The following is a 26,877-nucleotide window of genomic DNA, read 5'->3' as shown; positions in this document are numbered from 1 at the left end:
CGAATTTCCATAAGCATGGAAATTGTAACGCTGGTCTGATTGTTGTTACTGTGATCGTTGGTTCACTCGAGTTGAAACCTCCTCCACGCTTTCTACCCGCTCAGAGTAGCGGTCCGTCAGGTAGCTGGTGCAGTCGCGCAGAAGCAGCGTGAACTTCATCAACTCCTCCATCACGTCGACGATGCGGTTGTAATAGGGCGACGTCTTCATCCGCCCCGCCTCGTCGAACTCCGCGAAAGCCTTGGCGACCGAAGACTGGTTGGGAATGGTGAACATGCGCATCCAGCGGCCGAGCACGCGAAGCTGGTTGACGGCGTTGAAACTCTGCGAGCCGCCGCAAACCTGCATGACGGCGAGCGTGCGCCCCTGGGTTGGCCGGACGCCACCCATGGAGAGCGGCAGCCAATCAATCTGCGCCTTCATGATGCCGGTCATCGAGCCGTGACGCTCCGGCGAGCACCAGACCTGCCCTTCCGACCATAGCGACAGCTCACGTAGTTCCTTCACCTTTGGATGATCGGCCGAGGTGGAGTCCGGCAGTGGCAAGCCGGCGGGATTGAAGATGCGCACCTCCGCCCCCAGGCGCCGAAGGATTCGCGCGGCTTCTTCCGTCGCTAAGCGTGAATAGGAGCGCTCACGCAATGAGCCGTAGAGCATGAGAATGCGCGGCGCATGCGTCGAACGGGGCGCGCCGAACAATGCCGCTGGATCGATTTGCCGGAACTTCTCGTCAACGATGTTGGGGAACGTATCCATGGGAAGAGTGGATTCGGTCATGCTTGTCCTTCTGGGCGCACGCATCGGGTGCACATTATCCATATTTCGACTTTTGTCGAATTATGGATAATGCCGCAAGGGTGCGCGGTCAACCCTATTTCGACAAGAGTCGAAGTTGTGTTTCAGCGCACCCGCCGCCCTTCCGCATCGATGACCACCTCACCGTCGTCCTTCGTGAAAGGACCGATGTCCGGATTTGGCAGGATGTCCAGGACGACCTCGGAAGGCCGGCACAGCCTGGTACCCAGCGGCGTGGCGACGATCGGACGGTTGATCAGGATCGGATGCGCCATCATGAAATCGATGAGTTCGTCATCCGACCATTTCGGGTCGCCAAGCCCAAGATCGCGATAAGGCGTGCCCTTCTCGCGCAGCAAGTCGCGCGGCGTGCCCCCCATTGCCGCAATCAGTTCGACGAGCCTTTCACGAGACGGCGGCGTCTTCAGATATTCGATGATCTCCGGCTCCTCGCCCGACTGGCGGATCATGGCCAGCGTATTGCGGGAGGTTCCGCAGTTCGGATTGTGATAGATGGTGATGGTCAATTGGCTTCCTTGCTATTTCAGGTATGGATTCTCATCAACGACTCCCTACTCCCCAGCCTTGTGCCGAGAAGGGAGCCAAGGATTGCCGCAGAGTTCCCAGCAGCACTGCATAACCGTAGCTTGCGAGATCGTGTGCCTCGTACTCCAAAGCCAGCCCCGCACCAAACAGCGTCGCCGACTGAAGATCCCGACCAAGGCGCGATCCATGAAAATGCCTAACCAGATCATCGGCACTCTGGTCGAACGGCCCTCTCCCCAGGACGAAGATCTCAGGTCGCCATATCATAGCGCCGTTGCAGAAGAATGCCCGCAGCGCTAACCAAACCACATCCGCCGCTTGTGTGGAAGAAGGCCGCGTAGCTTTCCGCGACGGCCATGACCGAAGATTAGATGTCCTTGAGAAGGCGGAGCGCATCATAGATTGCCGCATGCGTGTTGCGCGCAGATACGGCATCCCCGATCCGGAAAAGCTGGAACTCGCCTTGCGGGTTGCGAACGATCGACTGTGGAACACCGGCTATCAGCTGCTCGTGCGACATCTCGCCGAGGTTTGTGGAGGCGGGCTTGAGCTCGAAGTAAAGCTCATCCAGGGGGATCGTGCCGTGGTTGATCACCACCTGATCGAAGGTGCGCTGCTTCGCAACACCCCCATAGTCGCTGCCGACATGGGCTATCAATTGATTGCCGTCCTTCTCGACCGCTTCGAGGCGGTATGTAACCGTGAAGGTTACATCCAGCTTTTGAAGCGAGCGCATGTAAGGCACGAGGTTCATGGCCATGACCTCGGGCGCGAACGATCGATCAGGCGTCATGACCTCGACCTCCGCCCCGGCATTGGCGAGGAATTCGGCAGCCTGCAGCCCGGCATGATCACCAGCGTCATCAAACACAAGAACATTGCTGCCGGGCTTCACGTCGCCAGAAATGATATCCCAGGAAGAAACGACGAACTCGTTGCCCTTCGACAGCACCTCGGTGTGCGGCAGACCGCCCGTCGCTACGATCACGACATCAGGCGCTTCCGCTTGAACGGTCTCGACTTCGGCCCACGTGTTGAAGTGAAAGACGACGCTGAGGCTTTCGCACTGCGCCATGCGCCAATCGATGATACTGATCATCTCCCTGCGGCGTTCACTCTGCGCGGTCAGGCGAATTTGGCCGCCGGGGTCGTTTGCGGCTTCGAAGACGACCACCTCGTGGCCGCGCTCTCCAGCGACACGGGCGGCCTCCATGCCGGCCGGTCCTGCGCCAACAATGACAATTTTCTTTTTTACATCGGCCTTGGGTATCTCATGGGGCATGGTGATTTCGCGCCCCGTCGCCGCGTTGTGAATACAGTAGGCGGCACCGCCCTGATAGATGCGGTCGAGACAGTAGTTCGCGCCGACACAGGGCCGGATGTCGTCCTCGCGTTTCTCGATGATTTTCCGCACGATGTGCGGATCGGTCATATGAGCGCGGGTCATGCCGACCATGTCGAGTTTGCCCGAGGCGATCGCGTGGCGCGCAGTCGCCACGTCCGGAATCTTCGCCGCATGGAAGGTTGGGAAATTGGTGGCCGCGCGAATCTCGCCCGCGAAATCGAGATGCGGCGAATTGGCCATGCCCTGGATCGGAATGACATCGGTCAGCCCGGCATCGGTATCGATATGCCCCCTGACAACGTTCAGGAAGTCGACCATGCCGCTGTCCTTGAGGCGCTTGGAGATTTCCAGGCCATCCCCTTTGGCAAGGCCACCTTCGAGCATCTCGTCGCCCGTATAGCGAACACCGACGATGAAGTCGGGACCGACGCGATTGCGGATCTCTCTCAAGACCTCGAAGGTGAAGCGCAACCTGTTGTCGAGTGAGCCGCCATAGGGACTGTCGAGCTCGTTCGTCAGGGGAGACCAGAACTGGTCCATGAGGTGGCCGTAAGCCTGCAACTCAATGCCGTCCATGCCGCCGGCCTTCATGCGTTCGGCGGCGTCGGCGTAATCCTTGATGATCCGCTCGATATCCCACTCTTCCATCTTCTTGGGAAATGCACGGTGCGACGCCTCGCGGTGATGCGATGGTGAGACGACCGGCAGCCAGAATTCCTTATCCCAGCGCGTCCGGCGGCCAAGGTGGGTCAGCTGGATCATCACCGCGGCACCCTCTTCGTGCACCGCATCTGTCAGGTCCTTCATCCACGGCACTACCTCGTCCTTGTAGACGAGGAGATTGTTGAAGACCGGCGGGCTGTCTTTCGAGACAGCGGCGGAGCCGGCCGTCATCGTCATCGCGACCCCGCCCTTGGCGCGCTCCACATGGTAGGTCCGGTAACGCTCCTTGGGCATGCCGTCCTCCGGATAGGCCGGCTCATGCGACGTAATGATGATGCGATTGCGCAACGTGAGGTGCTTGAGCTGAAAGGGCTGAAGGAGTGGGTCGTTCGACATCTGCCTGGCTCCCGATTTAGACACTTATCGGCAGCATAATTTGAAATGTACACTAGTGTCAATCAGATGGTCATCTAAGTACCTTTCATTGACATAAGTGTACACACCCGATAGAAGGTAACTCATGGAGCAGAGATTGAACGATGGCGGCTGGCGCGGCTCTTCGGACCTTTGGCTGGGGGCGGCATACGAGACCCTGCTTGAATCCGGCGTCGACGCGGTCAAGATCATGCCGTTGGCAAAGAAGCTCAATTTGTCGCGAACGAGCTTCTACTGGTTCTTCAAGGACCGCGAGGAATTGCTTGGTGCCCTGGTCTCGCGGTGGCGCGAGAAGAACACGGGTAACCTTGTCAAGCAGGCAGGTGCATACGCAGAGACGATTGCCGAGGCGATGCTGAACGTCTTTGACTGCTGGCTAGACAGCAAGCTCTTTGACTCGAAATTCGAGTTTGCGGTCAGGAGTTGGGCTCTTCAGTCGCCGGAAATCCTGGTCGAGGTCCAGGAGGCGGATCAGCAACGCCTCGATGCTCTGATGCGCATGTTCGTGGGGTTTGGACAAAATGAAAGCCGGGCCGATGTCCGGGCACGCACGATCTATCTGGTGCAGATCGGATACATCTCGATGCAGACGGAGGAAGACATCTCCGTGCGCATGAAACGTATCCCGGAATATGTGGAAATTTTCACCGGGCAGGCGCCCGAGCAAAGAGAGTTGGACCGCTTTTTTGCGCGGCATGGCTATTCCGGATAGCGGGGCGAGGATGAGCGAGGATATGAAGATTGGGGTGATTGGCGCAGGCGGGTGGCTTGGTGGAGCCATCGTCGCGTCGATCCTCGATACCGGGCTGCCATCGCCAGAAAAACTCGCATTGTCGTATCGACGCGAACAGCCGGCTCGCTTTCCCGCGGGCCTTGCCGAGGCGCTCAAGCAGTCGGTGGACATGAGGCAGGGGTCCTGACCGTCCAAAGAGTCGGCTCGCGACGTCTGCCTCCATGGCATACGCCGTGAGCCTGTACCTCTATGCGTCAACTTTCACACGGCCGATCGGGTTGGAACAACAGGCCAGGATGTAGCCGTCATCGATGTCCTCGTCGGTGATGCCGCCATTGTGCACCATGTGCACCTGGCCCTCCGTTTTGAGAATCTTGCAGGTCCCGCATATCCCCATCGTGCAACCCGAGGGGATCACCAGACCCGCCGCGCGGGCGGCGGCCAGGATTGTGTCGGCCTCCGTGCAATTTGCCGTGATGCCGGAGGAGGCAAACTCCACAACAGCTTCGCTCGTCTCGTCCGGGAACTGGTCATCGGGAACAAGCTCTGTTTCCGGCAGCGGCGCGTGAAAGCTCTCCTGATGGTAGCGGTCCATGTCGTAGCCGAGACCGGCCAGCGCCTCGCGCACGGCCTGCATGAAGGGTTCGGGCCCGCAGCAGAAGACCTCGCGCTCGAGATAGTCCTGCGCCATGAGGCCCAGCATCAGCTGGTTGAACATGCCCTGATAGCCGGTCCACGGCCTGTAGAGGTCGGTCTCCTCGACCGCCCATTTCAGATCGATGCCGGTTACGCGCGAGGCTATGTGTTCGAGCCGTTCGCGGAAGATGATCTCGGAGGGGCGGCGCGCGCAGTTGACGAAGACGATATCCGGATCGCGCCCGGAATCGTAGAGGTAGATGGCCATGGACATCATCGGCGTGATGCCCGAGCCAGCCGAGATAAAAAGATACTTCTCGGCCGGGTGGTGCACGATGGAGAACCTCCCCCCTGGGCCCACCGCCCGTAGGCGCATGCCCGGGCGCAGATGGTCGAACATCCACCGCGTCCCGATAGAGTCGGCCTGCGCCTTCACAGTGACCGTCAAGGACGTCGGCCGCGAGGGAGACGAGGAGATCGTGTAGGTCCGGTAGATCGGCCCGCCCGGGACGGGCAGCTCCAATGTGAGGAACTGCCCCGGATCATAGCTGAACAGCGCCCCGGATGGCGACTGGAAGCAAAACGTCATGACATTCGGCGCCTCCGGAAGAAAGGAGACGCATTCGAGTTCCTCTGCGTCGGTCCAGAAGGCAAGCTTGGGCCTCGCGATCGCGTTCATCCCTCACTCCGCAGCAATTCGAACAGGGGTCAGGGAACGCTCGAGCCAGTGCGCATACCAGTCGATGAATTGCGACACGCCGCTTTCCTGAGCCGGCGAATACGGCCCGGGGACATAGGCGGGGGAGAATATCCCCAGCTGGTTGGTTTCGACGATCTCGCGATCCTCGTCGTTGGTTGCGATCCAGACCTCCGTCAGGCGCTTGAGATCGTAATCGACGCCTTCGACGGCATCCTTGTTCACGAGCCAGGTGGTGGTGACCTCGGTTTCGGTCGGGCTGATCGGCGTCACCCGGAAGGTCAGGGAATGGTCCGGCAGGAAGTGGTTCCAGGTCGTGGGGTAGTGGAAAACGAGCAGCGAGCCCGCATCGGGAGGAGCGACCCGACCGAGGTTCTTGCGAACTGCTGGCTTGCCGTCGAGCGTGTAGCTCACGGCGTTTTCCAGCAGCGGCATCCGCGCCAGGCGGAACTGGCCCTCACCGGCGAGCAGAAACCGTGCAGGCGCGCCGGCGGCTTCGCAACGATCGAAATGCGCCTGAAGGGATGGTGACGCCCCGCCATCCGCGGTCACGCCTCCTACTTCCGGGTCGACCGGGAAGGAACGGCAGAGCGACGGGTGGTTGCTGGAGCAGTGATAGCACTCGCGGTTGTTCTCCCACACGAGCTTCCAATTGGCCTTTTCGACAATCGTCAAGGTGTAGGCGACCTTCGCATTGCTGAGGTCATGGACCTCGAGATAGGGGCGCGCCTTCTCAGCGTAGTGCTCGAAATCCGGCGGCGTGTCGGACAGGCAGATGTAGATCAGGCCCTCGAGATTGCGCAGGTTTACAGGCTTCAGGCCATGCTTCGACGCGTCGAAGTCCGGCCCCATGTCATTCGCCCACAGCAGCCTGCCGTCGAGTTCGTAGGTCCACTGGTGGTAGGGGCAGACGAGCTTGGCCACGTGGCCTTCGCGCACCTTGCAGATCAGTGAGCCGCGGTGGCGGCAGGAATTGTGGAAGGCGCGGATTTCGCCATCGCGACCGCGAACGATGATCACCTCATAGGCGCCAACGCGCATCGTGACGTAGCTGCCCGCTTTCGCAAGTTGGCAGGCCGGAATCGCGTAGAGCCACTCCTTATGGAAGATGTGCGTCAGATCGAGTTCGTAGATTGCAGGCGAGGTGTAAAATGGTTGCTCGAGCGAGTAACCGGGGACGCGGCGCGCAAGCAGCTCCTGGATGGAGGGCGAGGAAACTGTCATAGGAGGAATCCATGCTCAGCATGTTCAACTGAGCTAAAATTGTCTTTCGCTCAAACCCCTTTGACAATAGCATCTTTTTTCATCCAGATTTATCTGAGCTAATCTCAGATCCACCCTGGGCACATCCCCGTGGCACAGAAAACGTCTGCGAAGAGGCGACGATGGCAAGACCGTACGATCTCTCCTCGATGACCGCCCTCATCTGCTTCGAGGCGGCCGCCCGGAATGCGAGCTTCAAGAAGGCCGCACAGGAAATGAACGTGACGCCTGCGGCCGTCAGCCATCAAATCAAGGCGCTCGAGACCGATCTTGGATGCAGCCTCTTCCTGCGTCGCAGCCGCGGCGTCGAGCTGACGGAGAAAGGGGCGTTCCTGTTCCTCGCGATACAGCGCGGATTTGAGGCAATTTCGGAAGCCGTTACCCAGATACGCGATCGCCCGGAAACGGTTGACGTGACCATCCGGACGACTACGGCGATCAGCTCTTTATGGCTCACACCGAAGATTGCAGCCTTCTGGAAGATCCACCCCGCCATCACCGTCTCGCAGATCGTCAGCGACGTATCCGGAATGACCAATCGTTGCGATTTGAGCATCCATTACGGCAATCCTCAGGAGCATGGCGTCGAATATCGCGACCTCTTTCAGGACCGCATCGTCGCCTTGGGAACACCAGGCTTCGCCGCCGAACACAGCATTGCTCGGGTGGAGGATCTTCTCAAGGTGCCGTTGATCCATTCCAGTAACGAGGAAGCCGACTGGACGACCTGGGCCGACTGGTTTCTGGCGCTTGGACGGCCGGCCCCAAAGGGCCGCAGCTTTTATGTGAACAACTACATGATCGCGCTTCAGGCCGCTCAGGACGATGTCGGAGCGGTGCTGGGCTGGGATGGGCTGGTTGAAAGCCTGATGCAAGAGGGGCGGCTCGTCCAACTCGTGCCTGACAGTATCCCCTCGCCCATGGCGTTTTATCTGAATATCCACAAGCGGGCCACGTCGAAGGCGCGCCTGTTTGCGGACTGGCTCGTCAAAAGCTCTTAGACTGGGACCTCGGCGGCTACGCCTGCCACCTTTTTTCGGAGTGCGGATCATTCCGTCTGTTGATTTCGCCTGTCGCGGGGATGGATGCCGTAGGCCAGTGGCGAGGTGGCAGAGATCACCCAGCATACCTGCAATCCCGTGAACTCGATCTGCATTGGCGGCGCAATGTCGTTTTCGCGCATCATGACTACGGAAAACGCACGGCAAGAACACGATGCAAACGGCGTAGTGACGTTGGTCCATCATCGGTTTGACGAATTGCCTCCTTGTGACGGCTGTTCGTCCTGTCCGGCATCAACATGCAACGCAAGGACACATGCAGCCTACTGGCCGCCTTGCGCCGCGAACGCTCCCGCGGAACCCGGATCGGCGCGCTGTGCTCGGGCGCCTATTCTGGCCAAGGCTGGCTTTCTCGATGGAATGCAGGCTGCAATTCACTGGGAATACCATGATAGTTTCATGGAAGAGTTTCCCGACGTGAACCTGGTGCGCAACGTGTTCGTCGCGGATACGAAGTTCATTACCGCATCAGGCGGCACGGCCACCGCCGATCTGATGCTTCACCTGATCGAGCGTGATCATAGCTATGACCTGTCGGTCGCGGTGGCCGACCAGATGGTTTACAATGCCGTGCGGAACGCCACGGCTGAACAGCGTGTCTCCCTTCAGTCCCGGAATGGCATACGCAACAAGCATCTCGCCAAGGCGATCGAGATCATGCGCAACCGGGTCGACAATCCGATTTCTTCATCGGTAATCGCGCAAGAACTCGGAATATCGACCCGCCAGATAGAGCGCTTGTTCGAACGATACCTTAATGCCTCACCCAAGAAGTACTTTACGGAGATGCGCCTGGAGCGGGCGCGCCATCTGTTGCTGCAGACCGAATCCGCAGTCACAGAGGTGGCACTTGCTTGCGGCTTTGAAAATTTTGGACATTTTTCCCGCCTCTACCGTGCCACCTATGGCGTATCACCGATGATGCAACGCGGACGCTTGACCTGATGCATGCATTTCGCGGGGGTAAGCAATACTGCTGCTTCTTCGCCTATGGGCGGTTCATTCTGCGGCCAGTTCGGCGCAGCCGGTTTTAAGAAGCGCAATCACATGCGGCGCGAAGGAGTGCCACATATCGAGGCGGAAGTCTTGCGCGCCGTCACGCCACAGCACGACTGTCGCACCGTCCATCAGGGTCCGGCGGCCTTCGCCCTCAGGGAGCGGGTCGATGTCGCGCGGGCAGCCGAGCGTCAGCAGCTCCGCCGCCTTCGAGCCTTCGATGCGCACCGTGATCTCTCGATCCGATATCTCGGTCAGGCTATGCGGCGCCTTCTCGTAGACGGATGCGGATTGTTTGATCAGCCGGGGCGCTTCGGCCTCGGCAACCAGGACCTGCCACTCGTCGGGGCCGAGGCACAGGACTTCGGTCGTGCCGGCACTTGCGCGGCCGCCGATCCTGCGCGGAAGGTCGACACCGATAGCTTTGGAAAGCGCGGGCAAATCCGCTTCGCGCGCGCGAAGCGAGAGCCGGCCGACGGGGGCTAGAAGCGTGACCGTCACCGCGCTACTTGCGGCGAGCGGGCCGGGCTTGAATGCATACATGTGAGCCGTCATCGCATCGTCTCCGCTTCTAGAGTTTCAGCCGTTCGCCTTGCGCGTCGTAGAACACGGTGCCCGTGATCTCGGCTTCTATCACCCGATCGGGCATTGGAACGAAGACGGTCTCGCCCGTCCGGTTGTGCCCATCTTCGACCAGCGCCAAAGCGATCGGTCTGCCGGCGGCAACACTGTTGTAGGATGAGGTGACGTGGCCCACCATCTTCATGGGCTTGGGCTGTTTTGGGTCGAGTACGATCTGCGCCCCTTCTTCCAGCCGGGTCTTGCCGTCCTCGGTCAAGAGGCCAACGAGTTGCTTGCGTCCCTGCGCGACAAGATCGGGGCGTGCAAGCCCGCGCTTGCCGACGAAATCCGGCTTGTTCTTGCCGACTGCCCAGCCCATTGCCGTGTCATAGGGTGTCACGGTGCCGTCGGTATCCTGCCCGACAATGATGAAGCCCTTTTCGGCCCTGAGCACGTGCATGGTCTCGGTGCCATAGGCGCAAATGTCGTATTGCTGTCCGGCCGCCCAGAGCTTTTCCCAGAGCGCGCGGCCATAGCGCGTCGGAACGTTCACCTCGAAGCCGAGCTCACCGGTGAAGCTCACGCGGAAGAGCCGCGCTGGGAAACCCGCCACAGTGCATTCCGCGATGGACATGTGCGGAAATGCCTCGTCCGAGATATCCAGGCCCTCGACGAAAGGTGCCAACAGGTTGCGCGCGTTGGGGCCGTTGAGAGCGATGGTGGACCATTGTTCGGTGATCGAGGTTAGCCAGACCTTGAGGTCGGGCCATTCGGTCTGGAGGTAGTCCTCCATCATGTTCAGCACACGGGCCGCGCCACCGGTGGTGGTGGTGACGTGGAACCGATCCTTCGACAGGCGCCCGATCACGCCGTCGTCGCGGATGAAACCGTCGTCGCCCAGAAGCAGCCCGTAGCGGGTGCGGCCCGGTGCCAGCTTGGTCCAGGGATTGGTGTACATGCGGTTCATGAACTCTACCGCATCTGGGCCCACGACCTCGATCTTTCCGAGCGTCGAGGCGTCGAAGATGCCGAGGCTCTTTCGCGTCGCCCGGCATTCGCGCGCAACGGCCGCGTCCATATCCTCGCCCGACTTGGGGAAATACCAGGCGCGGCGCCACAGGCTGACCGGTTCGAATACAGCGCCGTTTTCCTCGGCCCAACTGTCGATCGGCGTCTTGCGGGTAACCTCGAAATGCCCGCCTCGATGATAGCCGGCAAACGTGCCGAACGTCGTCGGTGTATAGGGCGGACGGAAGGTGGTCAGTCCGACCTCGGGCTGGCGCTTTCCGAGCGCATCGGAAGCAATGTTGAGCCCGTTGATGTTGGACATCTTGCCCTGATCGGTGGCCATGCCATTGGTCGTGTAGCGCTTGACATGCTCGATAGAGCGCATGCCTTCGCGCACGGCGAGGCGCAGGTCCTTGGCGGTCACATCGTTCTGGTAATCCACGAAAGCACGTGCCCGGCTTGGGGTTCGGTCGGTGGGCAGTTCCTTATGACTAGTGCCGGTGCCTGTGCGATCATTGGTGACGGCATAACGGACCGCTGCGGGATTCTTGCCCAGCTCACGAACAGCCGTGGCGCCCATCTCGGCACCGTCGTTCAGCGCCGCTTCGATTCCCCAGAGGCCACGGCCGGCTCCAGCGAGCTGGCACGCCTCGGTCTTGCAGTCAGGCAGGAAGGTCTGCTTCTCGTCGTCCCAGGCGAGCGTCCCCTTAGTATGTGAGAAGAGGTGCAGTGACGGCGTCCAGCCACCCGACATCAACAGGCAATCGCAGGCGAGCGAGCGGGCGGGTCCGACCCTGCCCCCCTGCACCGGATTGACCCGAACCGACTTGATACGCAGACGGCCCGTCGTGCCGGTGACCGTGTGGCCCGTTAGCACAGCGATTCCGCGTGCCTTTGCTTCGGCGAGCAAACCGGCTTGCGGCTCAACGCGGGTATCGACAATAGCTTCGATCTTCGTGCCCGCATCGGCAAGGTCAAAGGCTGCGTACCAGGCGCTGTCATGGCTGGTAACCACGACGGCCCGGTTGCCGACCCGCACGCCGAAGCGGTTGAGATAGGTTTGGGCTGACCCCGCCAGCATGACGCCTGGCCGGTCGTTACCGTCGAACACCAGCGGCTTTTCCAGCGCACCCTGCGCCAGGATCACTTGCCCGGCCCGTACCCGCCACAACCTCTCGCGCGGCGTGTCCGGGGGGGGTGACTGCAGATGGTCAGTCAGCTTCTGGCAAAGCCCCACCATGTTCTGGTGGTAGTAGCCGATGGCCGTGGTACGGGTCATGACACGCACACCGAGCGACTGCAGTTTCGCCAGCATGGCCGAAAGCCAGTCCCATGCAGGGACGCCGTCGATCACCGCCTGCGGCTCGCTCAGAAGCGTTCCGCCGGCTTCCGCACTCTCATCGACCAGCGTTACCTTAAGGCCCGACCGGGCCGCGCTCAGCGCGGCGGCCAGACCAGCCGGCCCGGCCCCCACGACCAGCACGTCCGTGTGCAGGTACCGCGAAGCGTAGGTGTCCGGATCTGCCTCTTTCGGCGAAACGCCAAGTCCGGCGGCGGCGCGGATGAAAGGCTCATAAACCTTGTCCCAGAAGCTCTTCGGCCACATGAAGGTCTTATAGTAGAACCCGGCCGAGAACAGCATGTAGGCGCGGTCGTTCACGGCGCCGATGTCGAATTTGAGGCTCGGGTATTTGTTCTGGCTGGTGGTCTCCAGACCGTTCCAGATCTCCTGCATGGTGGCACGGGTATTGGGCTCGAAGCGGCCCTTGCCGCGGCTGGTACCGATGAGCGCGTTCGGCTCTTCGGACCCGGCCGAAACGGCACCGCGCGGCCGGTGATACTTGAACGACCGGCCCATCAGATGCACGCCGTTGGCAAGCAGCGCCGAGGCGACCGTATCGCCAGCGCGGCCTTCGATCGTCCTACCGTCGAAGGTGAATGTCACCGGCCGGTTGTGATCGACCCGGCCACGCCCGGGAACGCGGAAGGCGCTCATTCCGCAGTCTCCTTGATAGAGGAAAGATCAGGACGCGGCTCGCCCGCCTTGTAGGTCGTCAGGAATCGGTCAGTGACCGTGTCCCGCACGGCGTTGAAGAAACGGCCGCAGCCATGCGCATGCCGCCAGCGTTCGTAATGTGGACCCCGGACATTGCTGCGTATGAACAGATAATCCCGCCATTCACCATCACTCATGGCGGAGGGATCGGCAGGCCGGGCGATATGCGCCTCGCCAGCATACGTGAACTCCAGTTCCGGCAAGATCTCTTCGCAGTAGGGGCAATGGATCAGAAGCATGTCCGTGTTCCTCAGTGCGCAACGGCGGCCGCGGCGGCTTCGTCGATCAAGCGGCCGGTCGTGAACCTCTCGAGGGTGAAAGGCGCGTTGGCCGGGTGCGGATCGTCCTTGGCGACGGTCCAGGCAAGTGTGTGGGCGGCGCCCGGGGTGGCCTTGAACCCGCCGGTACCCCAGCCGCAATTGACGTAGAGCCCCGGCACCGGGGTTTTGCCGACGATCGCCGAGCGATCCGGCGTCACATCGACGACGCCTCCCCATTTGCGCAGCATCCGCATGCGGTTGAAGATCGGGAAGATCTCGCAGATCGCCGCAACCGTATGCTCGATCAGCGGCAGACCGCCACGCTGCGAATAGCTGGTATACTGATCGGTGCCCGAACCGATGACCAGCTCGCCCTTGTCGGACTGACTGATATAGGCGTGCACCGTGTTCGACATCACCACGCAGGGGAAGATCGGCTTGACCGGTTCGGACACCAAAGCCTGAAGCGGGAAGCTTTCAAGCGGCAGGCGGACGCCGGCGCTATCCATAACGACCGTGGTGTTGCCGGCAGCCGACACGGCGACCTTCTTCGCCCGGATGAACCCCTTTGCGGTCTCGACACCGGTAACGCGGCCGTCAGAGCCACGGCGGATTGCCGTGACCGGGCAGTTTTGGATGATGTCCACACCGCGTGAGGCGGCGGCGCGAGCATAGCCCCAGGCCACGGCGTCGTGACGGGCGGTTCCCGCCCGTTTCTGCAGCGCGGCACCCATGACCGGGTAACGCGCCCTCGGCGAGATGTTGAGCGGCGGGCAGAACGCCTGCGCTTCCTGGGCCGTGAGCCAGCGGTTGTCGACCCCATTGAGGCGATTGGCGTGAATGTGGCGCTGGAAGCTCTGCACATCGTGCACGTTATGCGCCAACATCATGACGCCGCGCTTGGAGTACATGACGTTGTAGTTCAGCTCCTGGCTCAGACCGTCCCACAAATCAAGCGCGTGGTCGTAAAGCCGGGCACTTTCGTCGTAGAGGTAGTTGGACCGGATGATCGTCGTGTTGCGGCCGGTATTGCCGCCGCCGAGCCAACCCTTGTCGATCACCGCGACATTGGTGATGCCATGCTCCTTGGCAAGGTAGTAGGCCGCGCCCAGCCCGTGCCCGCCGGCGCCAACGATGACGACGTCGTATTCGGCTTTCGGTTGACTTTCGGGCCATTGCGGCGTCCAGCTCCTGTGGCCCGTGAGGGCGTTTTTCAAGAGCGACAGCGCGGAAAAATGCGTCATGTGAGGCCAGCTCCGACAGGTCCGGTTTCCGGCGTTCTAGTCGGACGGGAGCAGAGAAGACTGGAACAATGCGACGGCGGCATTGTATGACTGCGCCATGACATCCGTGCCTTCAGCCAACAGATCTAGCAAGAAGCGCCTGCGCGTCGCCTTCCTGCTTGCAGACCGCTTCACCCTGCCCGCCTTTGCCAATTTCGTCGACGTTTTGCGGCTTGCCGCCGACGAGGCGGACCGCTCGCCGTGTCGCCGCCACGAAGAGCCTGAGCATCATGATCATCGACGAGGCGATGGCCGGGGACGAACCTCAGCCCGGCTTTCGCAGCGATCTGACCGCGCGCGATCCGATGGTGCGCAAAGCGCTGATCCGAATGCAGCACAACATCGGCAACCCTGAGACGGTCGGGAAACTGGCGCAGGGTCTTGGCATCGGGCGGCGGCAACTCGAGCGCAAATTCCAGTCGGACCTGGGTCTTTCCCCTTCACGGGCGGAGCTTCGGTTGCGCCTCGATGCCGCGCGCCGGATGTTGGAGACCACCGTGCGGACCGTGACGCAGGTCGCTCATGCCACCGGGTTCTGCGATGCCTCGCATCTCATCAACACATTCAGGGCCGAGTGACGGCACTGTAGGAAGAAGTCCCCTTCCTCTCCGATCACAAGACTCCAAGCTTTTGTGGATTGCTCGGATTGAATCTATGCTCCTTGCTGGTGATTCGCGCCGACGTTGTGCAATAGAAGTCGGACTGACCGGCGCGTGACGCATTCCAGGAAGGAGATGACATGAAGCGAGGCTTGTACGGTGCTGCTGGACTTGCCGCCGTTGTAGCGGCGGCGGGTGTCTTGCTGCTCAGATACGGGCCGCTCTCTGCGCAGGAAGGCAGCCTGCAGACTCCTCCAGTGGATATCGCGATCAAGGAAAGCTTTGACCTGCCGGCTGTCGATGCAAAGACGGAGTCCATCGTCGCAGCGGCGGACGCGTTCCTCAACGGGTTGGGCGACCAACAGAGAGAGGCCGCAGTGTACCCGTTCTCCGACAACACTCAACGCTCTAATTGGTCCAACTTCCCGGACGGTCCCGTTCAGCGCGGCGGCGTGATGCGCGGCAACCTCTCCGACGAGCAGAACGCCGCCCTTAACGCCCTCCTAGGCGAGGTCCTGAGCGAGGATGGTGTGCGTAATATCGCCTATCAGCTGGCAGCGGAGGACATGCTGGATAGCGGCATCGGCGGCCCCAATTTCGGCAGCGATTTCTACTATGCCTCCTTCCTGGGCGAACCTTCGACATCCAAGCCGTGGATGTTTCAATTCGGCGGCCACCACCTTGCAATCAATGTTACGGTCTTCGGATCGGAGATTTCCTTCTCGCCGATGCTGACCGGCGGAGAGCCGCTGAACACTACCTATGAAGGACAGGACGTCTACATCACGGAAGCGGAGACCGCGGCCGCGCAAGCCCTCATGGACGCCCTCACGGCCGATCAGAAGGAAGCGGCCATCATTGACGACCAAGCGATCAACCTACTGCTAGGCCCCGGGGAATTCGGTACTGTGCTCGCACCGGAGGGAGTGAAGGGCAGCGACCTGACCGATGACCAGAAGTTGCTGCTTCTGGATGTCATCGAAGCGCGGCTCGGTTTCATCAACGACGACGATTTCGCGGCCAAAATGGAAACAGTCCGGAGCGAAATTGACGACACCTACTTCGGCTGGTGGGGACCTGTGGGGACCCTGGGCGCAGCTTATTTCCGCGTCACGGCGCCGTCGCTGGTCATGGAATACGCACCGCAAGACATGGATGGCGATCCCACCGATCACGCGCACAACATGTACCGCGATCCCAAAAACGACTATGGCGTGGCATGGATCGGGTCCCATTGATACGCGGGCTTTTCATCGCGGCGCTCGTTACGGTTCCCGTTGCGGCTGCTGCGCATCCGCACAGTTATACCGACCAGCAGGTGCAGCTTTCCGTTGGTCTCGAGGTCGTTGACTTGAGCGTTGTGATCGTACCGTCAACGGGAGACGGCGCCGCCATATTCTCCCACATCGATCTTGATGGGGATGGGGCAGTCTCGGACGAGGAAGCGCAGGCGTTTGGCGCGGACGTTCTTGCGACCGCTGAACTGACGGTCGACAGGCGGGTATTCGCCTTCACGAATGCTGCTGTTGCGGTCCCGAGCGCCGAAGAGGCCGCCAGAGGCACGGGTGCGATCATCGTCAAGGCGTCGACCCCAATCAGCCTCTCGGAGACCGAAGCGCATCAAGTGGATTTCGGTATTAGCTACGGGGCGTTCTCTCACGACTGGTTCATCCAACCGTTTTTCCATCCCGACCTGATCGAGAAAACGTCCTCGCGCTCAGTGGATCGGACGAAGGCCAGCGGCGACCTCATCATTCGTTTCAACAGAAAGCGTGTCGCAATCTGCATGCGCCGGAGCGTCAGACACTGCATCGGGCGTGACGCACGACATGGGTGAAGAGCGCTACCGCGACGTGCAAGCACTGCGAGCCGTGCTAGGCGCCGCATTACGGCTCGGTGCCACGCACCTCGCGCGCCACCCTTGCTGAGAGGTAGGCCGGGATCGCTGCCGCGACGGCGGCGAGGACAGCCAGTACGGTCCAGGCCACACCGAAACCATGGACTGACACTGTCCAGCCGAAGCCCAGCGAACCGATGACGGCGCCGATGAACAGCCCCGACTGCACAATGCCCGAGGCCCGCCCGGGGCCGCGGGATTGCCGCGAATAATGGCAAGGACCGACAGTCCGGCCCATCCCCATCCCATGCCGAAGGCAAGCGTCGTGGCCAGGACCAGCACCATCCAGCCGCCTCCCTGTGCGAAGAGCCAATAGGCCACCGCACCGCCAAGCATAAGCACGCTGACGGCCAGCAGAAGCGGCAGAGCGAACCTATCGGCGGCCGCACCCGGCAGGATCCGCACGGCGATCGACACCCCCGCCGCCAAGCGCTATGATGAACCCGCCTTGCCAACCGGGATACCTTGCGCCTCGACTGAGGTCACAAGAAAGGCCGCCATGGAATTCGCAGATCCGGCGCCAACACCGGACATGATCCCTAGCAGAACCAGAGTGCCCTGCGACCATCCCGGTTGCGGATTGCGCGGTTGCACCGCGGCGGGCGAAAAGGGGTGGCGAGGCAGGCCCAGAACCAGCGCTGACGGCAGCAAGGCCGCGACCACATAGGCAGTCCGCCACCCGCCGCTAAGCGCGATCATCGGAACGGCGAGGCCCGCCAGAAGCGAAGCCAACGGCACCGACGCCTGCTTGAGCCCGAAGGCAAAGCCCTGCCGCCCGGGCGACACCGCCCGCGACAACGCGACGTTGGTCGCGGGCTGGATGCTGCCGTTGGCCAGCCCCGCCAGCACCATGATGGGCAGAAAAAGCACGACAGACGGCACGAAAGGCACGATCAGGCAAAGCACGGCGGTTACCACCTGGGCAGCGCGCGCCACGGGCCATGGTCCGAACCGGTCGGAATGGCTCGCCAGCGCTCCCGAACCGAGCGCCGAGGCGGCGAAGAAGACGGCGAAGCTATAACCAAGGCTTGCCTCGCTCATGCCCAGATCGGCCCTCAGAAGCGGAAACAGTGTGCCCAGCAGAAAGACGGGCAGCATCGTCGCGATTTGTGCCGCCAAAGCGAAGCCAACGGCAGCAACGGGCGATCCGGATCGCGAGCCACTCATGAGTGCACCCCTCGCAGCGCCGATACCGGTCTGATCCGTCGCATCATCCGAACATTTGCCCAGCCAGCCCCTCCGGCGTCAGCGGCACCCGCAGACTGTCGAGCCCGAAGAGCCGCCGCACCGCCGCAGCCAGCGCCCCGGCAACCGGCCCCTGCGCGATTTCCCCCGCGCCGAGCGGCGGGTCGCGAGGATCGCCGGTCAACACCACCTCAATCTCGGGAATCTCGGAAAAGCGCAGGATCGGATAATGCTCCCAATCCGGGACGTCCGGCGCGCCGCCGACGATCGGCACTTCCTCTTTTAGGCTCCAGCTCAACGCCTGAATGGCGCCGCCTTCGACCTGCCCCAGAACGCCCTCACGGTCGATGACCTCGCCCACATCCGCCGCCGCCCATAGCCGGGGCACGGCCAACATCTCACCCGCGCTGACTTTCACCACCACGGCACAGTAGCCTGCCTTGTTCTTGTACCGGGCAAAGCCAAGGCCCATGGCAGTTTCGCCATCGGTGTCGGTGGTAAAGGCCGAGATCTCGCAGGCCTTTTCGATAACGCATCGAGCGCGCGCATCGTCGAGGTGGCGCAGGCGGAATCCTATCGGGTCCTCGCCGAGTTCGTCGGCCGCGGCCTCCATTGCCAACTCGATCGCAGCGATATTTGCATAGGCCCCCAGGGCCCGCATGGCAGAGGTGCGCAGCGGGACATCATATGCGATCCGCCGCGTGACTTTGAGAGCGCCGGTCCTATAAAGCTGCACCGCGTTGCGGTCGGCACCGCCGCCATTCGCGGGCAGAGGCTCCGTCGCCGGGGCAAGCGCCACGGCATCAGCCAGAAGAGGACCGGAGGCAAAATTCGGTTTGCCGGGGCCGGACCGGCGCTGGTGTGGTGCGCTGAGAATATCAAGCGACATCGCCGCGATCTCCCCGTCCTCTGAAAGCGTGACTTCGGCCCAGCTCGTCATCGCGGGGGCCAGCGCTCCGCGAGTCAGTTCATCCACTCTTCGCCAAGCAAGCCGCACCGGGCGACCAGAGCACGCCCGGGCCAGCAAGGCGGCCTCGAAAGCTACGTCATCCGCACCGTTATGGCCGTAGCAGCCGGCTGCTGGTTTATGAATCACTTCGATGGCCGTTTCGTCGAGATTCAGAGCTTGCGCCAGACCCGCGCGCAACTGGTAGGGTCCCTGAGCATGGTTCCACACGGTCAGGGTGCCGTCCTGCCACAGCGCCAGGGCACAGCATGTTCCAATCAAGGCATGGGCGAGAAACGGGCGCGAGAATTCCGCCGCGACCTTGCGATTCCCAGCCTTGGTCGGATCGCCAGTCTCCACCATCGTCTCAAGCTCAATGGCGCTGGCCAGAAGGTCTTCGGGCTTCTGAATGCCGCCGCCCGGCATTTCCCAGTTCGCCGTGGAATCTGCCCGCGCAACGGCGGACATGGCTTGCGCCTACATAGAAAATACGTCGATTGCGATTGCCTCACGGAGGAACGAATTCCAGTGCCGCGGCCAGAGAATCGATAACCGTGAGACGCTCGTGCACCATATCGTTGCGAGGTGCAAAAAAGAGCACGAAGGGAGGATTCAAGATGCCAGATGAAGCTGCTTTCATGAATCGCAGGGGCTTCTTCAAGATCGCTGGGAGCGTTGTTGCCGCATCGGCGATCGGTGGCGCGGCCGGCCAAGTTATCGCAGCCAACTATCCCAGCAGGACATTCGACGTCATCGTTCCCACCCGAGAGGGCGGAGGGGCGGATGGCCTGTCCCGCGCCTTCATCAATAGCTGGAAGGACAAGATCGGACAAGATTTCGAGCGTCAGTTCAGCCCTGGCGCGGCCGGGCAAGTGGGCTATGAACTGTACTTCAAGCAACGTGAAATGGACGGCAGCAATTTGCTCTTCGGCAATGTGAGCGCGGAGATGATCATGTACGCGCTGCAGAAGCCCGATTTCAGATTCCCCGAGGACATTTATTACTTCTGCGGGATCGATACGGACCCCTGCGGCATATGGGTTTCGGGTGAAAGCCCGTTCACGTCGGTGGAAGAGGTTGTCGAGACGGCCATGAAGCGGCCGGTGAGCATCGCCGTCAGCCGGTTGCCGCACCCGGGCACGATCGGGCTTCTGGCCTTGGCCGAAGCCACAGGGGCGCAGTTCAACATCGTCCCCTATGGCGGGGGCAATCCCCAGGTGGTGGCGGTGTTGAATGGGGAGGCTGAATGCGGCGGCGGTGGCACTGCAGGGTATATAGAGGGGGCGCGTATCCTGGGTGTCTTCGACCGCGAAGAGTTCGTGCTGGCCGAGACGCGCGGTGACGTGCCGCTGATCAACGAAGTTTTTGGGACCGATATTCCCAGCCTTTACTCGACCCGCTCCTGGGCGGTTCACCGCAGCTGGGCTGATGCCAACCCGGACGACTACAAGGTGCTCCAGGATACCTCGGCGGCCGTATTCGACGATCCCAGGTTCAAGGAAGAGATCGTTCAGAGCGGAGTGACGCCTTGGGACGGTGTCCGTTTTCGCGATCAGTCCACTTGCATGGCGCTTGCGCAGAGCATGGTGGAACTGGCCACGAAGTATGGAGATCAGCTGACCGCCGGTTAGGTGGCCAGCTGATGGCCGAGATCGCATATGGATAACCGTCAATCGCGCGAGACGAGCCCCAGCGCCCGGAGACAGGCGTCGGGTGCCGATCTGCTGATCCCTATCTTTGCGGGGCTTTTCGCGCTCTATTTCTTTTGGGACACGTGGGGCCTGAAGTGGGAAGCCCGCATCAACGGGATTCTCATCGGCGTTCCCCTTCTGGGCCTTATCGTGCTCAAGATCGCCTCCACGGTGATTGCGGTCGCCGAGGGAAAGGCTTCGATGCGCCTCGGGACTATCATCGCCTGGTCGCCTGATCAGCGGCAGCGCCTCCTCCTCTTCGCTGTGTTTACCGGTTTCGCGGTGCTGATCGGGTGGCTCGGCGTCACCCTGTCGCTATTCCTGGCTCTGCTTGCCAGCCTCCGGATTCTCGACGTTCGCAGCCCCGCCGTCCTGGCGCTTCTTCCAGCCGGTACGTCTGCGCTGGTCTACATTCTGTTTATCGCAGTCCTCGACAAGAGAATGCCCTACGGCCCGGTTGAAAACATGCTTGCACCTCTGCTGACTGGCGGAGGCATGTGATGTTGTCAGGCTGGGAGAACTACGGGACGCTGTTTATTGCATCCTTCACCCACCTTTGGATCATCATTCCTGCAGTTGTCCTGGGCATTCTCGTCGGCGCCATTCCGGGGTTCAGCGCCCAAAACACACTGCTTATCCTGCTGCCCCTCACCTTGGTCATGGATATCGACACCTCCATGGCATTCATGGTCTCGGTCTACTGCGCATCGCATATGGGTGCCGGCATTCCGGCAATTTTGATCAACATGCCCGGCACGGGAGGACACGCGGCAACCTGCCTGGACGGCTTCGCCATGACGAAGCAGGGACGCTCACAAGAGGCTCTCGCGATCTCGGCATTCGCCTCGGTTGTCGGCGGCCTCTTCACCACCATCCTGGCCATCGCGTTTCTGCCCCTTCTCTCCAGGATGGGCCTTTACCTGCACAGCGTAGACATGGTTGTGATCATGGTCTTTGGCCTTTGCCTGATCGCAATGATCGCCACCGACGACCTCGTGAAGGGGCTGATCGCCGGCTTCTTCGGCCTGCTTATGGGAGTGGTCGGAACGGACTTCATCTACGGCACACCCCGTGCCACGTTCGGGTTCATCGAGTTGTACGAGGGCGTGCCGCTGGTCCCTGCGCTTATCGGCCTCCTCGCCATCTCCGAAGCTATGGTGATGTTCGAGCGGGAGTCGGTTGCCTTGAGTTCGCAGGAGGCTCGTCAGAAGGTTTCGGGGTGGACCGGGACATTCGAGGGAATTCGTCAATGTATCCGGCAATGGTGGATTCTGGCGTGGACCTCCTTCATCGGCCTCTTGATCGGCATCGTTCCGGGCGCTGGAGCCTCGATCGCCTCGTTCGTCGCCTACGCGCAGGCGCGTCTGTTCTCAAGCGATCCGCAAAGTTTCGGCCGCGGCAGCCCGACGGGCCTGATCGCGGCCGAAAGCTCGAATAACGGCGTGACCTCGGGGACGCTGGTCCCGTTGCTCGCGATCGGTGTGCCCGGCGGCACGACCGCTGCGGTCATGGCTGTGGTGCTCCAGTACAACGGGGTCCTTCTGGGCCCGCGCCTTTTCACGGACCGTCCCGAAACGGCCTACGGCATCTTCTTTTCGATGCTCGCGGCCTACATCGTGATGGTCTTCCTTGTGCTGCCGCTCGCGCGCTATGTGGGCACCATCGTTCTCGTACCGACGCGCGTGCTCGTTCCGCTGATCCTGTCGCTGACCGTCGTCGCCTCCCTCGCCAACCGGGGCTACGTCTTCGACATTTATGTCGCGCTCGTCTTCGGCGTCATCGGCTACATCTGCCGCCGCACCGGCTACAATGTCATTGCCGTACTGATCGGCGTCCTCCTGGGACCGCTTTTCGAGCAATACCTCCTGCGCTCGCTCCGGTTGGGTCAGGGCGATCTCCAAATTCTGTTCTCATCGTCCATAGGCAACACGCTGTGGGGGCTGCTTGCGCTGTCCCTCGCGCTGCAGTGGTGGAAGGGGCGGAAGATGCGGCGGGCACTTCGCGACGGGCCTGCCGCCAAGGAAACTATCAATCCCTATTGAGCTATCATGCCAAACCAAACACAATCTAAGAACTTCAAGCATTTGGCCAGGCTGGATATCCCGGGCGGCGGGCAGGTGACGGTTGGGAACGGCTACGCTTTTGTCGGCCACATGAATGCTCCGCACGGGACCAGCATCATCGATGTCCGGGATCCAAGGCGGCCGAAACTTGTCCACACGATCATGCTGCCCGATGATCTGTCACACACCCACAAGGTGCGGGTGATCGGTGATCTAATGTTCGTCAACGTCGAACAGGCTGCCCGCCACCAGACGCGGCAGGCGGGCACGGCGATCGAAGCTGATCCGAATGCGACGGACGCCGAGATCGCAGTGCGCACCGGGCTGCCCGCTAAGATAGTCGCCAGCGCACGCTTCTACACATCCCGGCCCTACGATCTCGGCGGCTGCAAAATCTACGACATCTCGGACAAGGCACGTCCACGCGAGATCGCGTATATACGCACGCATGGGTTCGGTGCCCACCGCTTCGATGTGGACGAGAGATATCTTTACCTCTCAACCGAAATGGAAGGATATATCGGCAACATCCTCGTCATCTACGATCTTGCCGATCCGTCCCGGCCGAAGGAGGTCAGCCGATGGTGGATGCCGGGCCAGCACGTCGCGGGCGGCGAGACGCCTTCCTGGCAAGGATACGGCCACCGCTTGCACCACGCGTTGCGATCCGGGAATCGGCTCTGGGCCGCCTGCATGAAGGCCGGCGTGTATGTGATCGACTGCTCCGACATCACGCGCCCGCGGACACTAGGGAGTTACAATTACCATCCGCCCTTTCCGTCTCCCACGCACACCGTTATGCCGATCCGGGCACGGCACAATGGACGCCAGGTCGCGGTGGCGGTTGACGAAGAACATGATTTTGCCCCCGGAGAACCCCATGCGGGACTGTGGTTCCTCGATGTGGAGGACCCGGCGGACATACGGCCGATCTCGGTGTTTCATCTTCAGGAGCGCGCGAGCCCCCATGCCCTTTCCGGCCTTACCTTCGGCGCGCATCAGTACAACGAAACCATGCACAGCGACACGCTGTTCGTGACCTGGTTCAGCGGGGGGCTGCGCGCCGTCGACACGTCGAAACCGGCGCACCCGCGTGAAACCGGCCACTTTCTTCCACAGCCGCCGGACGGCTATCCGGCACCGATGAGCAACGACGTTTGCGCCGACGCTTCGGGCATCGTTTATTTGTGCGACCGCAATCGCGGCCTCGACATTCTTCAATTCGAGGGCGGGTGAGAACGGTGGCAACCCAGAGGCGCATTTTTTCCGGCCCCGGCGTAGCCGAGGCCGAGACACGGTCGGGCCGCGTATCGGGATTCATTGCCGAGGATGTCTATACCTTCCTCGGAATCCCCTATGGCGCCGATACTGGAGGCGTAAACAGGTTTCTCCCTCCACGGCCGCCGGCGTCCTGGGTTGGTGCGCGGCCCTGCCTGACGTTCGGGCCCGTATCCCCGCAACCGCCCCGTGCCGGGCCCGAGAATATGACTCGCGCGTACCAGGAGGAAGGCTTCCTTCTGCAATGGCGTGATGGCGTGCAGAGCGAGGACTGTCTCAACCTCAACATCTGGACGCCGACACTCGACCGCAAAGCCCGGCTTCCGGTTATGGTCTGGCTTCACGGCGGCCATTTCTCTTTCGGCTCGAGTGGGGAACTCCCGGCGACCCATGGAGAGGAACTCAGCCGACGCGGCGAGGTGATCGTCGTCAGCGTCAATCACCGGCTCAATATCTTTGGCTACATGCCGGCCCTCCCCTTGGGAGAAAATTACGCCAGCACGGGCAATGCCGGGATGCTCGACATCGTCCTGGCGCTTGAATGGGTTCGCGACAATATCGAGGCGTTCGGCGGCGATCCGGGCTGCGTGACGATCTTCGGGCAGTCCGGCGGCGGCGCGAAGGTAACGACGCTGATGGGAATGCCCGCAGCACGCGGCCTGTTCCACCGCGCAATCGTCCAGAGTAATATCGCGCTGCGTCAGTGCGGGGCCGAGCAGGCGGACCGTGTCCGCGCGGCCATTCGTGCCGAAATCGGTGGGGTAGATGCCGAACGACGGTTGCTGGAAATGCAGTCGGAGCGCTTGATGCGCTTCGGAATGACAGTGATGCAGCGTGTCGCGATTCCTGAGAACCCGGCCCGCCGAAACCGCCGTGTCCGGTGGGAGCCCGTGGTCGACGGCATCAACCTTCCTGGTCATGCATTCGATCCCGAGGCGCCCGAGTTCAGCGCGGAGGTGCCGCTGCTTGTCGGCACGACGCTTCACGAGTTCTCAAGCGGGATCGGCGTTCCCGATCCCGAAGGACTTACTGATCGTGCCGTGGCAGAAGAGTTTTCCCGCACCTTCGGCGAGCAAGGCCCTGCTGTGCTAGCTCTGTTCCGCTCCAAGTATCCCGACATTACGCCGTTCGAGCTTCGATCCCGCGCCTATGGCGCTACCGTTCGGGAATGTGCGGTCATCCAGGCCCGACGCAAGGCATGCCAAGGCCAGGCGCCTGCCTATCTCTACTGGTTCCGCTGGCGCACGCCGGCACTCGGTGGACGGCCGGGTGTATTCCACAATGCAGAATTGCCCTTTGTCTTCGCCAACGCCCACCGCTGTGTCGAGTGGACCACCGGCAGCCCGGAGGCGATCGGGCTGGCAGCCCGCGTCGCGGACGCATGGATTGGATTTGCCCGCAGCGGCGATCCGAACCACTCCGGCCTGCCCGAATGGCTGCCCGTTTCCGCGGCCGGATGCGAGACGATGATCCTCGACACTGATTGCACCCTGGATTTCGGTTCGGACCAAGACGAGCGGAATTTGGCCGGTCCTGCCTGAGACCGATTGGAATTCCTTCCGATATGCTATGATGCTTATCCAGGAAGAAATTCGGGGTTGGTTCCGCCGGTGACGCTATCGGTTCTCGAGCGCACAAAACATATCAGCATCCGGCATTTCCGCGCCTTCGAGGCAGCCGGCCGGTTGGGCAGCCTGAATCAGGCGGGCGACGAAGTCCACATGTCGCAATCGACCATGACCTATGCGTTGCGCCAGGTCGAGGAGATGTTCCGCGTCCGATTGATGGAGCGTGATGCGCGCGGCAGCCGCCTGACGCCGGAAGGGGAAGTCGTCCATGCCCGCATGGTGGCTTTTTTCGAGCTTCTCAACGATACAGTGGTTGCGGCGCTCCGCCCGCTCGGGAAACGCGCCGAGGCGGATCTAGGTCGTATAGTCGCTTCTATCTCTTGGCTCCACATCCTTGCCGTCGCAGCATTTGCCCGCCTCGGCGACGTCGATGCGGCAGCGCAAAAGCTTGGAATTTCTCAGGCCTCTCTGTTGCGGCGGTTGCGTGAAGTGGGCCGGTGCCTGGGATGCGATCTGCTCGTGCGGAACGCGGAGCGCCTTGTCCTGAACCGAACCGGAGAGGCATTTGCCATGGGCCTCAGCCTTGCGGCCAAGGAGCTCGACTATGCCGTCGACGAGTTGGCTTCATTGGACGAGAGCCATGTCAGCACCATCGCCCTGGGCTGCCTTGGCCTGGCGCGCACGGCACTGATCCCCAAGACACTGTCATGCTACCTGTCGCATCGCCCCACGGTCCGTGTCCGACTTGTTGACGACTCCTTCGATGTGGCTTTCGCGAAGCTCTGCAATGGTGAGCTCGACTACCTGATTTGTGCAAAGCGCGACGACATGGCAGCGCATGGCATTGTGGGAGACGAGCTGTTCAGCGCAAATTATGCCATCGCATGCCGGGCTGGCCATCCGTTGACCCGCGTGGACAAGGTTACGATCGCCGACCTCCTGAGGCACGATTGGCTGCTGCCGATCGAAGGTACTCCGCTGCGCCGAGCCTGCGAGCGGATCTTCGAAGGTGTCAGCCTTCCAAGCCATTCGGTGATCGAGACCCAGTCGGCGATGACGTCCTTCGCCATCCTTCGTTCCAGCGACCGGCTGATGATCTCTTCGTGGCACGACATCGTCTCGAACGGTCAGGACGAGTATCTTTCCGTCCTGCCCTATCCGCTGCCGATTGCTGCGCGCTCGATCTATCTCTATCGACGGCAGAGTTTTCGTCCGCCCCCGCTTCATTCCGAACTCGCCGCGCGCCTGAGACGCCGCGCGGCCAAGTTCCACGAAATCAGCTCTCCGTTGCCGGAGCTGCGACCGTTGTAAA

The 26,877-nt window shown here is 61.6% G+C and carries 25 protein-coding genes and 1 pseudogene; 13 read left to right on the top strand and 13 right to left on the bottom strand.

Features of this window, described 5'->3' with window-relative positions; all coding sequences use genetic code 11:
• Positions 1–45: 45 nt before the first annotated feature.
• The 3 genes from arsH to GPJ75_RS16900 form a co-directional block, all read right to left on the bottom strand.
• Positions 46–777, bottom strand: a complete 732-nt coding sequence (gene arsH, locus GPJ75_RS16910) for an arsenical resistance protein ArsH (protein ID WP_281354817.1) — start codon at positions 775–777, stop codon at positions 46–48.
• A 122-nt stretch (positions 778–899) separates the two neighbouring features.
• Positions 900–1,322, bottom strand: a complete 423-nt coding sequence (gene arsC / locus GPJ75_RS16905; protein ID WP_163269503.1) for an arsenate reductase (glutaredoxin) — start codon at positions 1,320–1,322, stop codon at positions 900–902.
• 386 nt (positions 1,323–1,708) lie between these two features.
• Entirely contained in the window at positions 1,709–3,745 is a 2,037-nt protein-coding gene (locus tag GPJ75_RS16900; protein WP_163269502.1) for an NADH:flavin oxidoreductase, read from the bottom strand.
• 124 nt (positions 3,746–3,869) lie between these two features.
• Between GPJ75_RS16900 and GPJ75_RS16895 the strand changes: the two genes are divergently transcribed.
• Together GPJ75_RS16895 and GPJ75_RS16890 are read left to right on the top strand one after the other, a co-directional pair.
• A complete protein-coding gene (locus GPJ75_RS16895; RefSeq protein ID WP_163269501.1) occupies positions 3,870–4,496 on the top strand; it encodes a TetR/AcrR family transcriptional regulator in 627 nt (208 codons plus the stop codon).
• Positions 4,497–4,506: 10 nt separating this feature from the next.
• Positions 4,507–4,650: pseudogene (locus tag GPJ75_RS16890) on the top strand (pyrroline-5-carboxylate reductase); the annotation flags it as partial.
• Between the two features lie 114 nt (positions 4,651–4,764).
• Here the strand turns inward: GPJ75_RS16890 and GPJ75_RS16885 are convergent.
• The gene (locus GPJ75_RS16885) at positions 4,765–5,832 is read right to left on the bottom strand and encodes an FAD-binding oxidoreductase (protein ID WP_163269500.1); all 1,068 of its coding nucleotides are present in this window, start codon (positions 5,830–5,832) and stop codon (positions 4,765–4,767) included.
• Positions 5,833–5,835: 3 nt separating this feature from the next.
• Positions 5,836–7,074: an aromatic ring-hydroxylating oxygenase subunit alpha gene (locus tag GPJ75_RS16880; protein ID WP_163269499.1), complete on the bottom strand. Its 1,239-nt coding sequence runs from the start codon at positions 7,072–7,074 to the stop codon at positions 5,836–5,838.
• A 161-nt stretch (positions 7,075–7,235) separates the two neighbouring features.
• Between GPJ75_RS16880 and GPJ75_RS16875 the strand changes: the two genes are divergently transcribed.
• Together GPJ75_RS16875 and GPJ75_RS16870 are read left to right on the top strand one after the other, a co-directional pair.
• Positions 7,236–8,114: a LysR substrate-binding domain-containing protein gene (locus tag GPJ75_RS16875; RefSeq protein ID WP_163269498.1), complete on the top strand. Its 879-nt coding sequence runs from the start codon at positions 7,236–7,238 to the stop codon at positions 8,112–8,114.
• Between the two features lie 105 nt (positions 8,115–8,219).
• Complete coding sequence (locus tag GPJ75_RS16870) at positions 8,220–9,119, top strand: GlxA family transcriptional regulator (protein ID WP_205602562.1); 900 nt, start codon at positions 8,220–8,222, stop codon at positions 9,117–9,119.
• 54 nt (positions 9,120–9,173) lie between these two features.
• Here GPJ75_RS16870 and GPJ75_RS16865 read toward each other — a convergent pair whose 3' ends face one another.
• The 5 genes from GPJ75_RS16865 to GPJ75_RS27420 all read right to left on the bottom strand — a co-directional run bounded on the left by GPJ75_RS16865 (position 9,174) and on the right by GPJ75_RS27420 (position 14,570).
• Positions 9,174–9,725, bottom strand: a complete 552-nt coding sequence (locus GPJ75_RS16865) for a sarcosine oxidase subunit gamma (protein WP_163269497.1) — start codon at positions 9,723–9,725, stop codon at positions 9,174–9,176.
• A 16-nt stretch (positions 9,726–9,741) separates the two neighbouring features.
• Positions 9,742–12,735, bottom strand: a complete 2,994-nt coding sequence (locus tag GPJ75_RS16860) for a sarcosine oxidase subunit alpha (RefSeq protein ID WP_163269496.1) — start codon at positions 12,733–12,735, stop codon at positions 9,742–9,744.
• A complete protein-coding gene (locus GPJ75_RS16855) occupies positions 12,732–13,034 on the bottom strand; it encodes a sarcosine oxidase subunit delta (RefSeq protein ID WP_163269495.1) in 303 nt (100 codons plus the stop codon). The genes GPJ75_RS16860 and GPJ75_RS16855 overlap by 4 nt, the downstream gene beginning before the upstream one ends.
• Before the next feature lie 11 nt (positions 13,035–13,045).
• The gene (locus tag GPJ75_RS16850) at positions 13,046–14,299 is read right to left on the bottom strand and encodes a sarcosine oxidase subunit beta family protein (protein ID WP_163269494.1); all 1,254 of its coding nucleotides are present in this window, start codon (positions 14,297–14,299) and stop codon (positions 13,046–13,048) included.
• A gap of 112 nt (positions 14,300–14,411) precedes the next feature.
• The gene (locus GPJ75_RS27420) at positions 14,412–14,570 is read right to left on the bottom strand and encodes a hypothetical protein (protein ID WP_246249099.1); all 159 of its coding nucleotides are present in this window, start codon (positions 14,568–14,570) and stop codon (positions 14,412–14,414) included.
• Between GPJ75_RS27420 and GPJ75_RS16845 the strand changes: the two genes are divergently transcribed.
• The 3 genes from GPJ75_RS16845 (at position 14,569) to GPJ75_RS16835 (ending at position 16,774) form a co-directional block, all read left to right on the top strand.
• Positions 14,569–14,916 carry a helix-turn-helix domain-containing protein gene (locus GPJ75_RS16845; protein WP_246249098.1) on the top strand — a complete coding sequence of 116 codons (348 nt, stop codon included), beginning with the start codon at positions 14,569–14,571 and terminating at the stop codon, positions 14,914–14,916. The two genes, GPJ75_RS27420 and GPJ75_RS16845, sit on opposite strands and share 2 nt — an antisense overlap.
• Positions 14,917–15,077: 161 nt before the next feature.
• Positions 15,078–16,175: a DUF3500 domain-containing protein gene (locus tag GPJ75_RS16840; protein WP_163269493.1), complete on the top strand. Its 1,098-nt coding sequence runs from the start codon at positions 15,078–15,080 to the stop codon at positions 16,173–16,175.
• A complete protein-coding gene (locus GPJ75_RS16835) occupies positions 16,172–16,774 on the top strand; it encodes a DUF1007 family protein (protein ID WP_163269492.1) in 603 nt (200 codons plus the stop codon). Before GPJ75_RS16840 ends, GPJ75_RS16835 begins: the two co-directional genes overlap by 4 nt.
• Positions 16,775–16,823: 49 nt before the next feature.
• Here the strand turns inward: GPJ75_RS16835 and GPJ75_RS16830 are convergent, their stop codons facing one another.
• The 3 genes from GPJ75_RS16830 to GPJ75_RS16820 form a co-directional block, all read right to left on the bottom strand.
• A complete protein-coding gene (locus GPJ75_RS16830) occupies positions 16,824–17,072 on the bottom strand; it encodes a hypothetical protein (protein WP_163269491.1) in 249 nt (82 codons plus the stop codon).
• A gap of 194 nt (positions 17,073–17,266) precedes the next feature.
• Positions 17,267–18,001 (bottom strand): MFS transporter, encoded by a 735-nt coding sequence (locus GPJ75_RS16825; protein WP_163269490.1) that lies wholly within the window; start codon positions 17,999–18,001, stop codon positions 17,267–17,269.
• A 43-nt stretch (positions 18,002–18,044) separates the two neighbouring features.
• The gene (locus GPJ75_RS16820; RefSeq protein WP_163269489.1) at positions 18,045–19,433 is read right to left on the bottom strand and encodes a molybdopterin cofactor-binding domain-containing protein; all 1,389 of its coding nucleotides are present in this window, start codon (positions 19,431–19,433) and stop codon (positions 18,045–18,047) included.
• A gap of 149 nt (positions 19,434–19,582) precedes the next feature.
• Here GPJ75_RS16820 and GPJ75_RS16815 point away from each other — a divergent pair, with 149 nt between their 5' ends.
• Genes GPJ75_RS16815 through GPJ75_RS16790 form a run of 6 tightly spaced genes read left to right on the top strand, consistent with a single transcriptional unit; the run spans position 19,583 to position 26,876 of the window.
• A complete protein-coding gene (locus GPJ75_RS16815; RefSeq protein WP_163269488.1) occupies positions 19,583–20,596 on the top strand; it encodes a tripartite tricarboxylate transporter substrate-binding protein in 1,014 nt (337 codons plus the stop codon).
• A 27-nt stretch (positions 20,597–20,623) separates the two neighbouring features.
• Positions 20,624–21,157: a tripartite tricarboxylate transporter TctB family protein gene (locus tag GPJ75_RS16810; RefSeq protein WP_163269487.1), complete on the top strand. Its 534-nt coding sequence runs from the start codon at positions 20,624–20,626 to the stop codon at positions 21,155–21,157.
• The gene (locus GPJ75_RS16805; protein WP_163269486.1) at positions 21,157–22,698 is read left to right on the top strand and encodes a tripartite tricarboxylate transporter permease; all 1,542 of its coding nucleotides are present in this window, start codon (positions 21,157–21,159) and stop codon (positions 22,696–22,698) included. The genes GPJ75_RS16810 and GPJ75_RS16805 overlap by 1 nt, the downstream gene beginning before the upstream one ends.
• Positions 22,699–22,704: 6 nt before the next feature.
• Positions 22,705–23,955, top strand: a complete 1,251-nt coding sequence (locus tag GPJ75_RS16800; protein ID WP_163269485.1) for an LVIVD repeat-containing protein — start codon at positions 22,705–22,707, stop codon at positions 23,953–23,955.
• Complete coding sequence (locus GPJ75_RS16795) at positions 23,907–25,538, top strand: carboxylesterase/lipase family protein (protein ID WP_343036253.1); 1,632 nt, start codon at positions 23,907–23,909, stop codon at positions 25,536–25,538. Before GPJ75_RS16800 ends, GPJ75_RS16795 begins: the two co-directional genes overlap by 49 nt.
• Before the next feature lie 57 nt (positions 25,539–25,595).
• On the top strand, positions 25,596–26,876 hold the full coding sequence (locus tag GPJ75_RS16790; RefSeq protein ID WP_163269483.1) for a LysR family transcriptional regulator: 1,281 nt from the start codon (positions 25,596–25,598) through the stop codon (positions 26,874–26,876).
• Position 26,877 lies beyond the last annotated feature (1 nt).

Source organism: Chelativorans alearensis (assembly GCF_010993735.1).
GTDB lineage: Bacteria > Pseudomonadota > Alphaproteobacteria > Rhizobiales > Rhizobiaceae > Chelativorans > Chelativorans alearense.
Note: the sequence above shows the minus strand (reverse complement) of the source record. Positions and strands in the feature narration are given on the sequence as shown.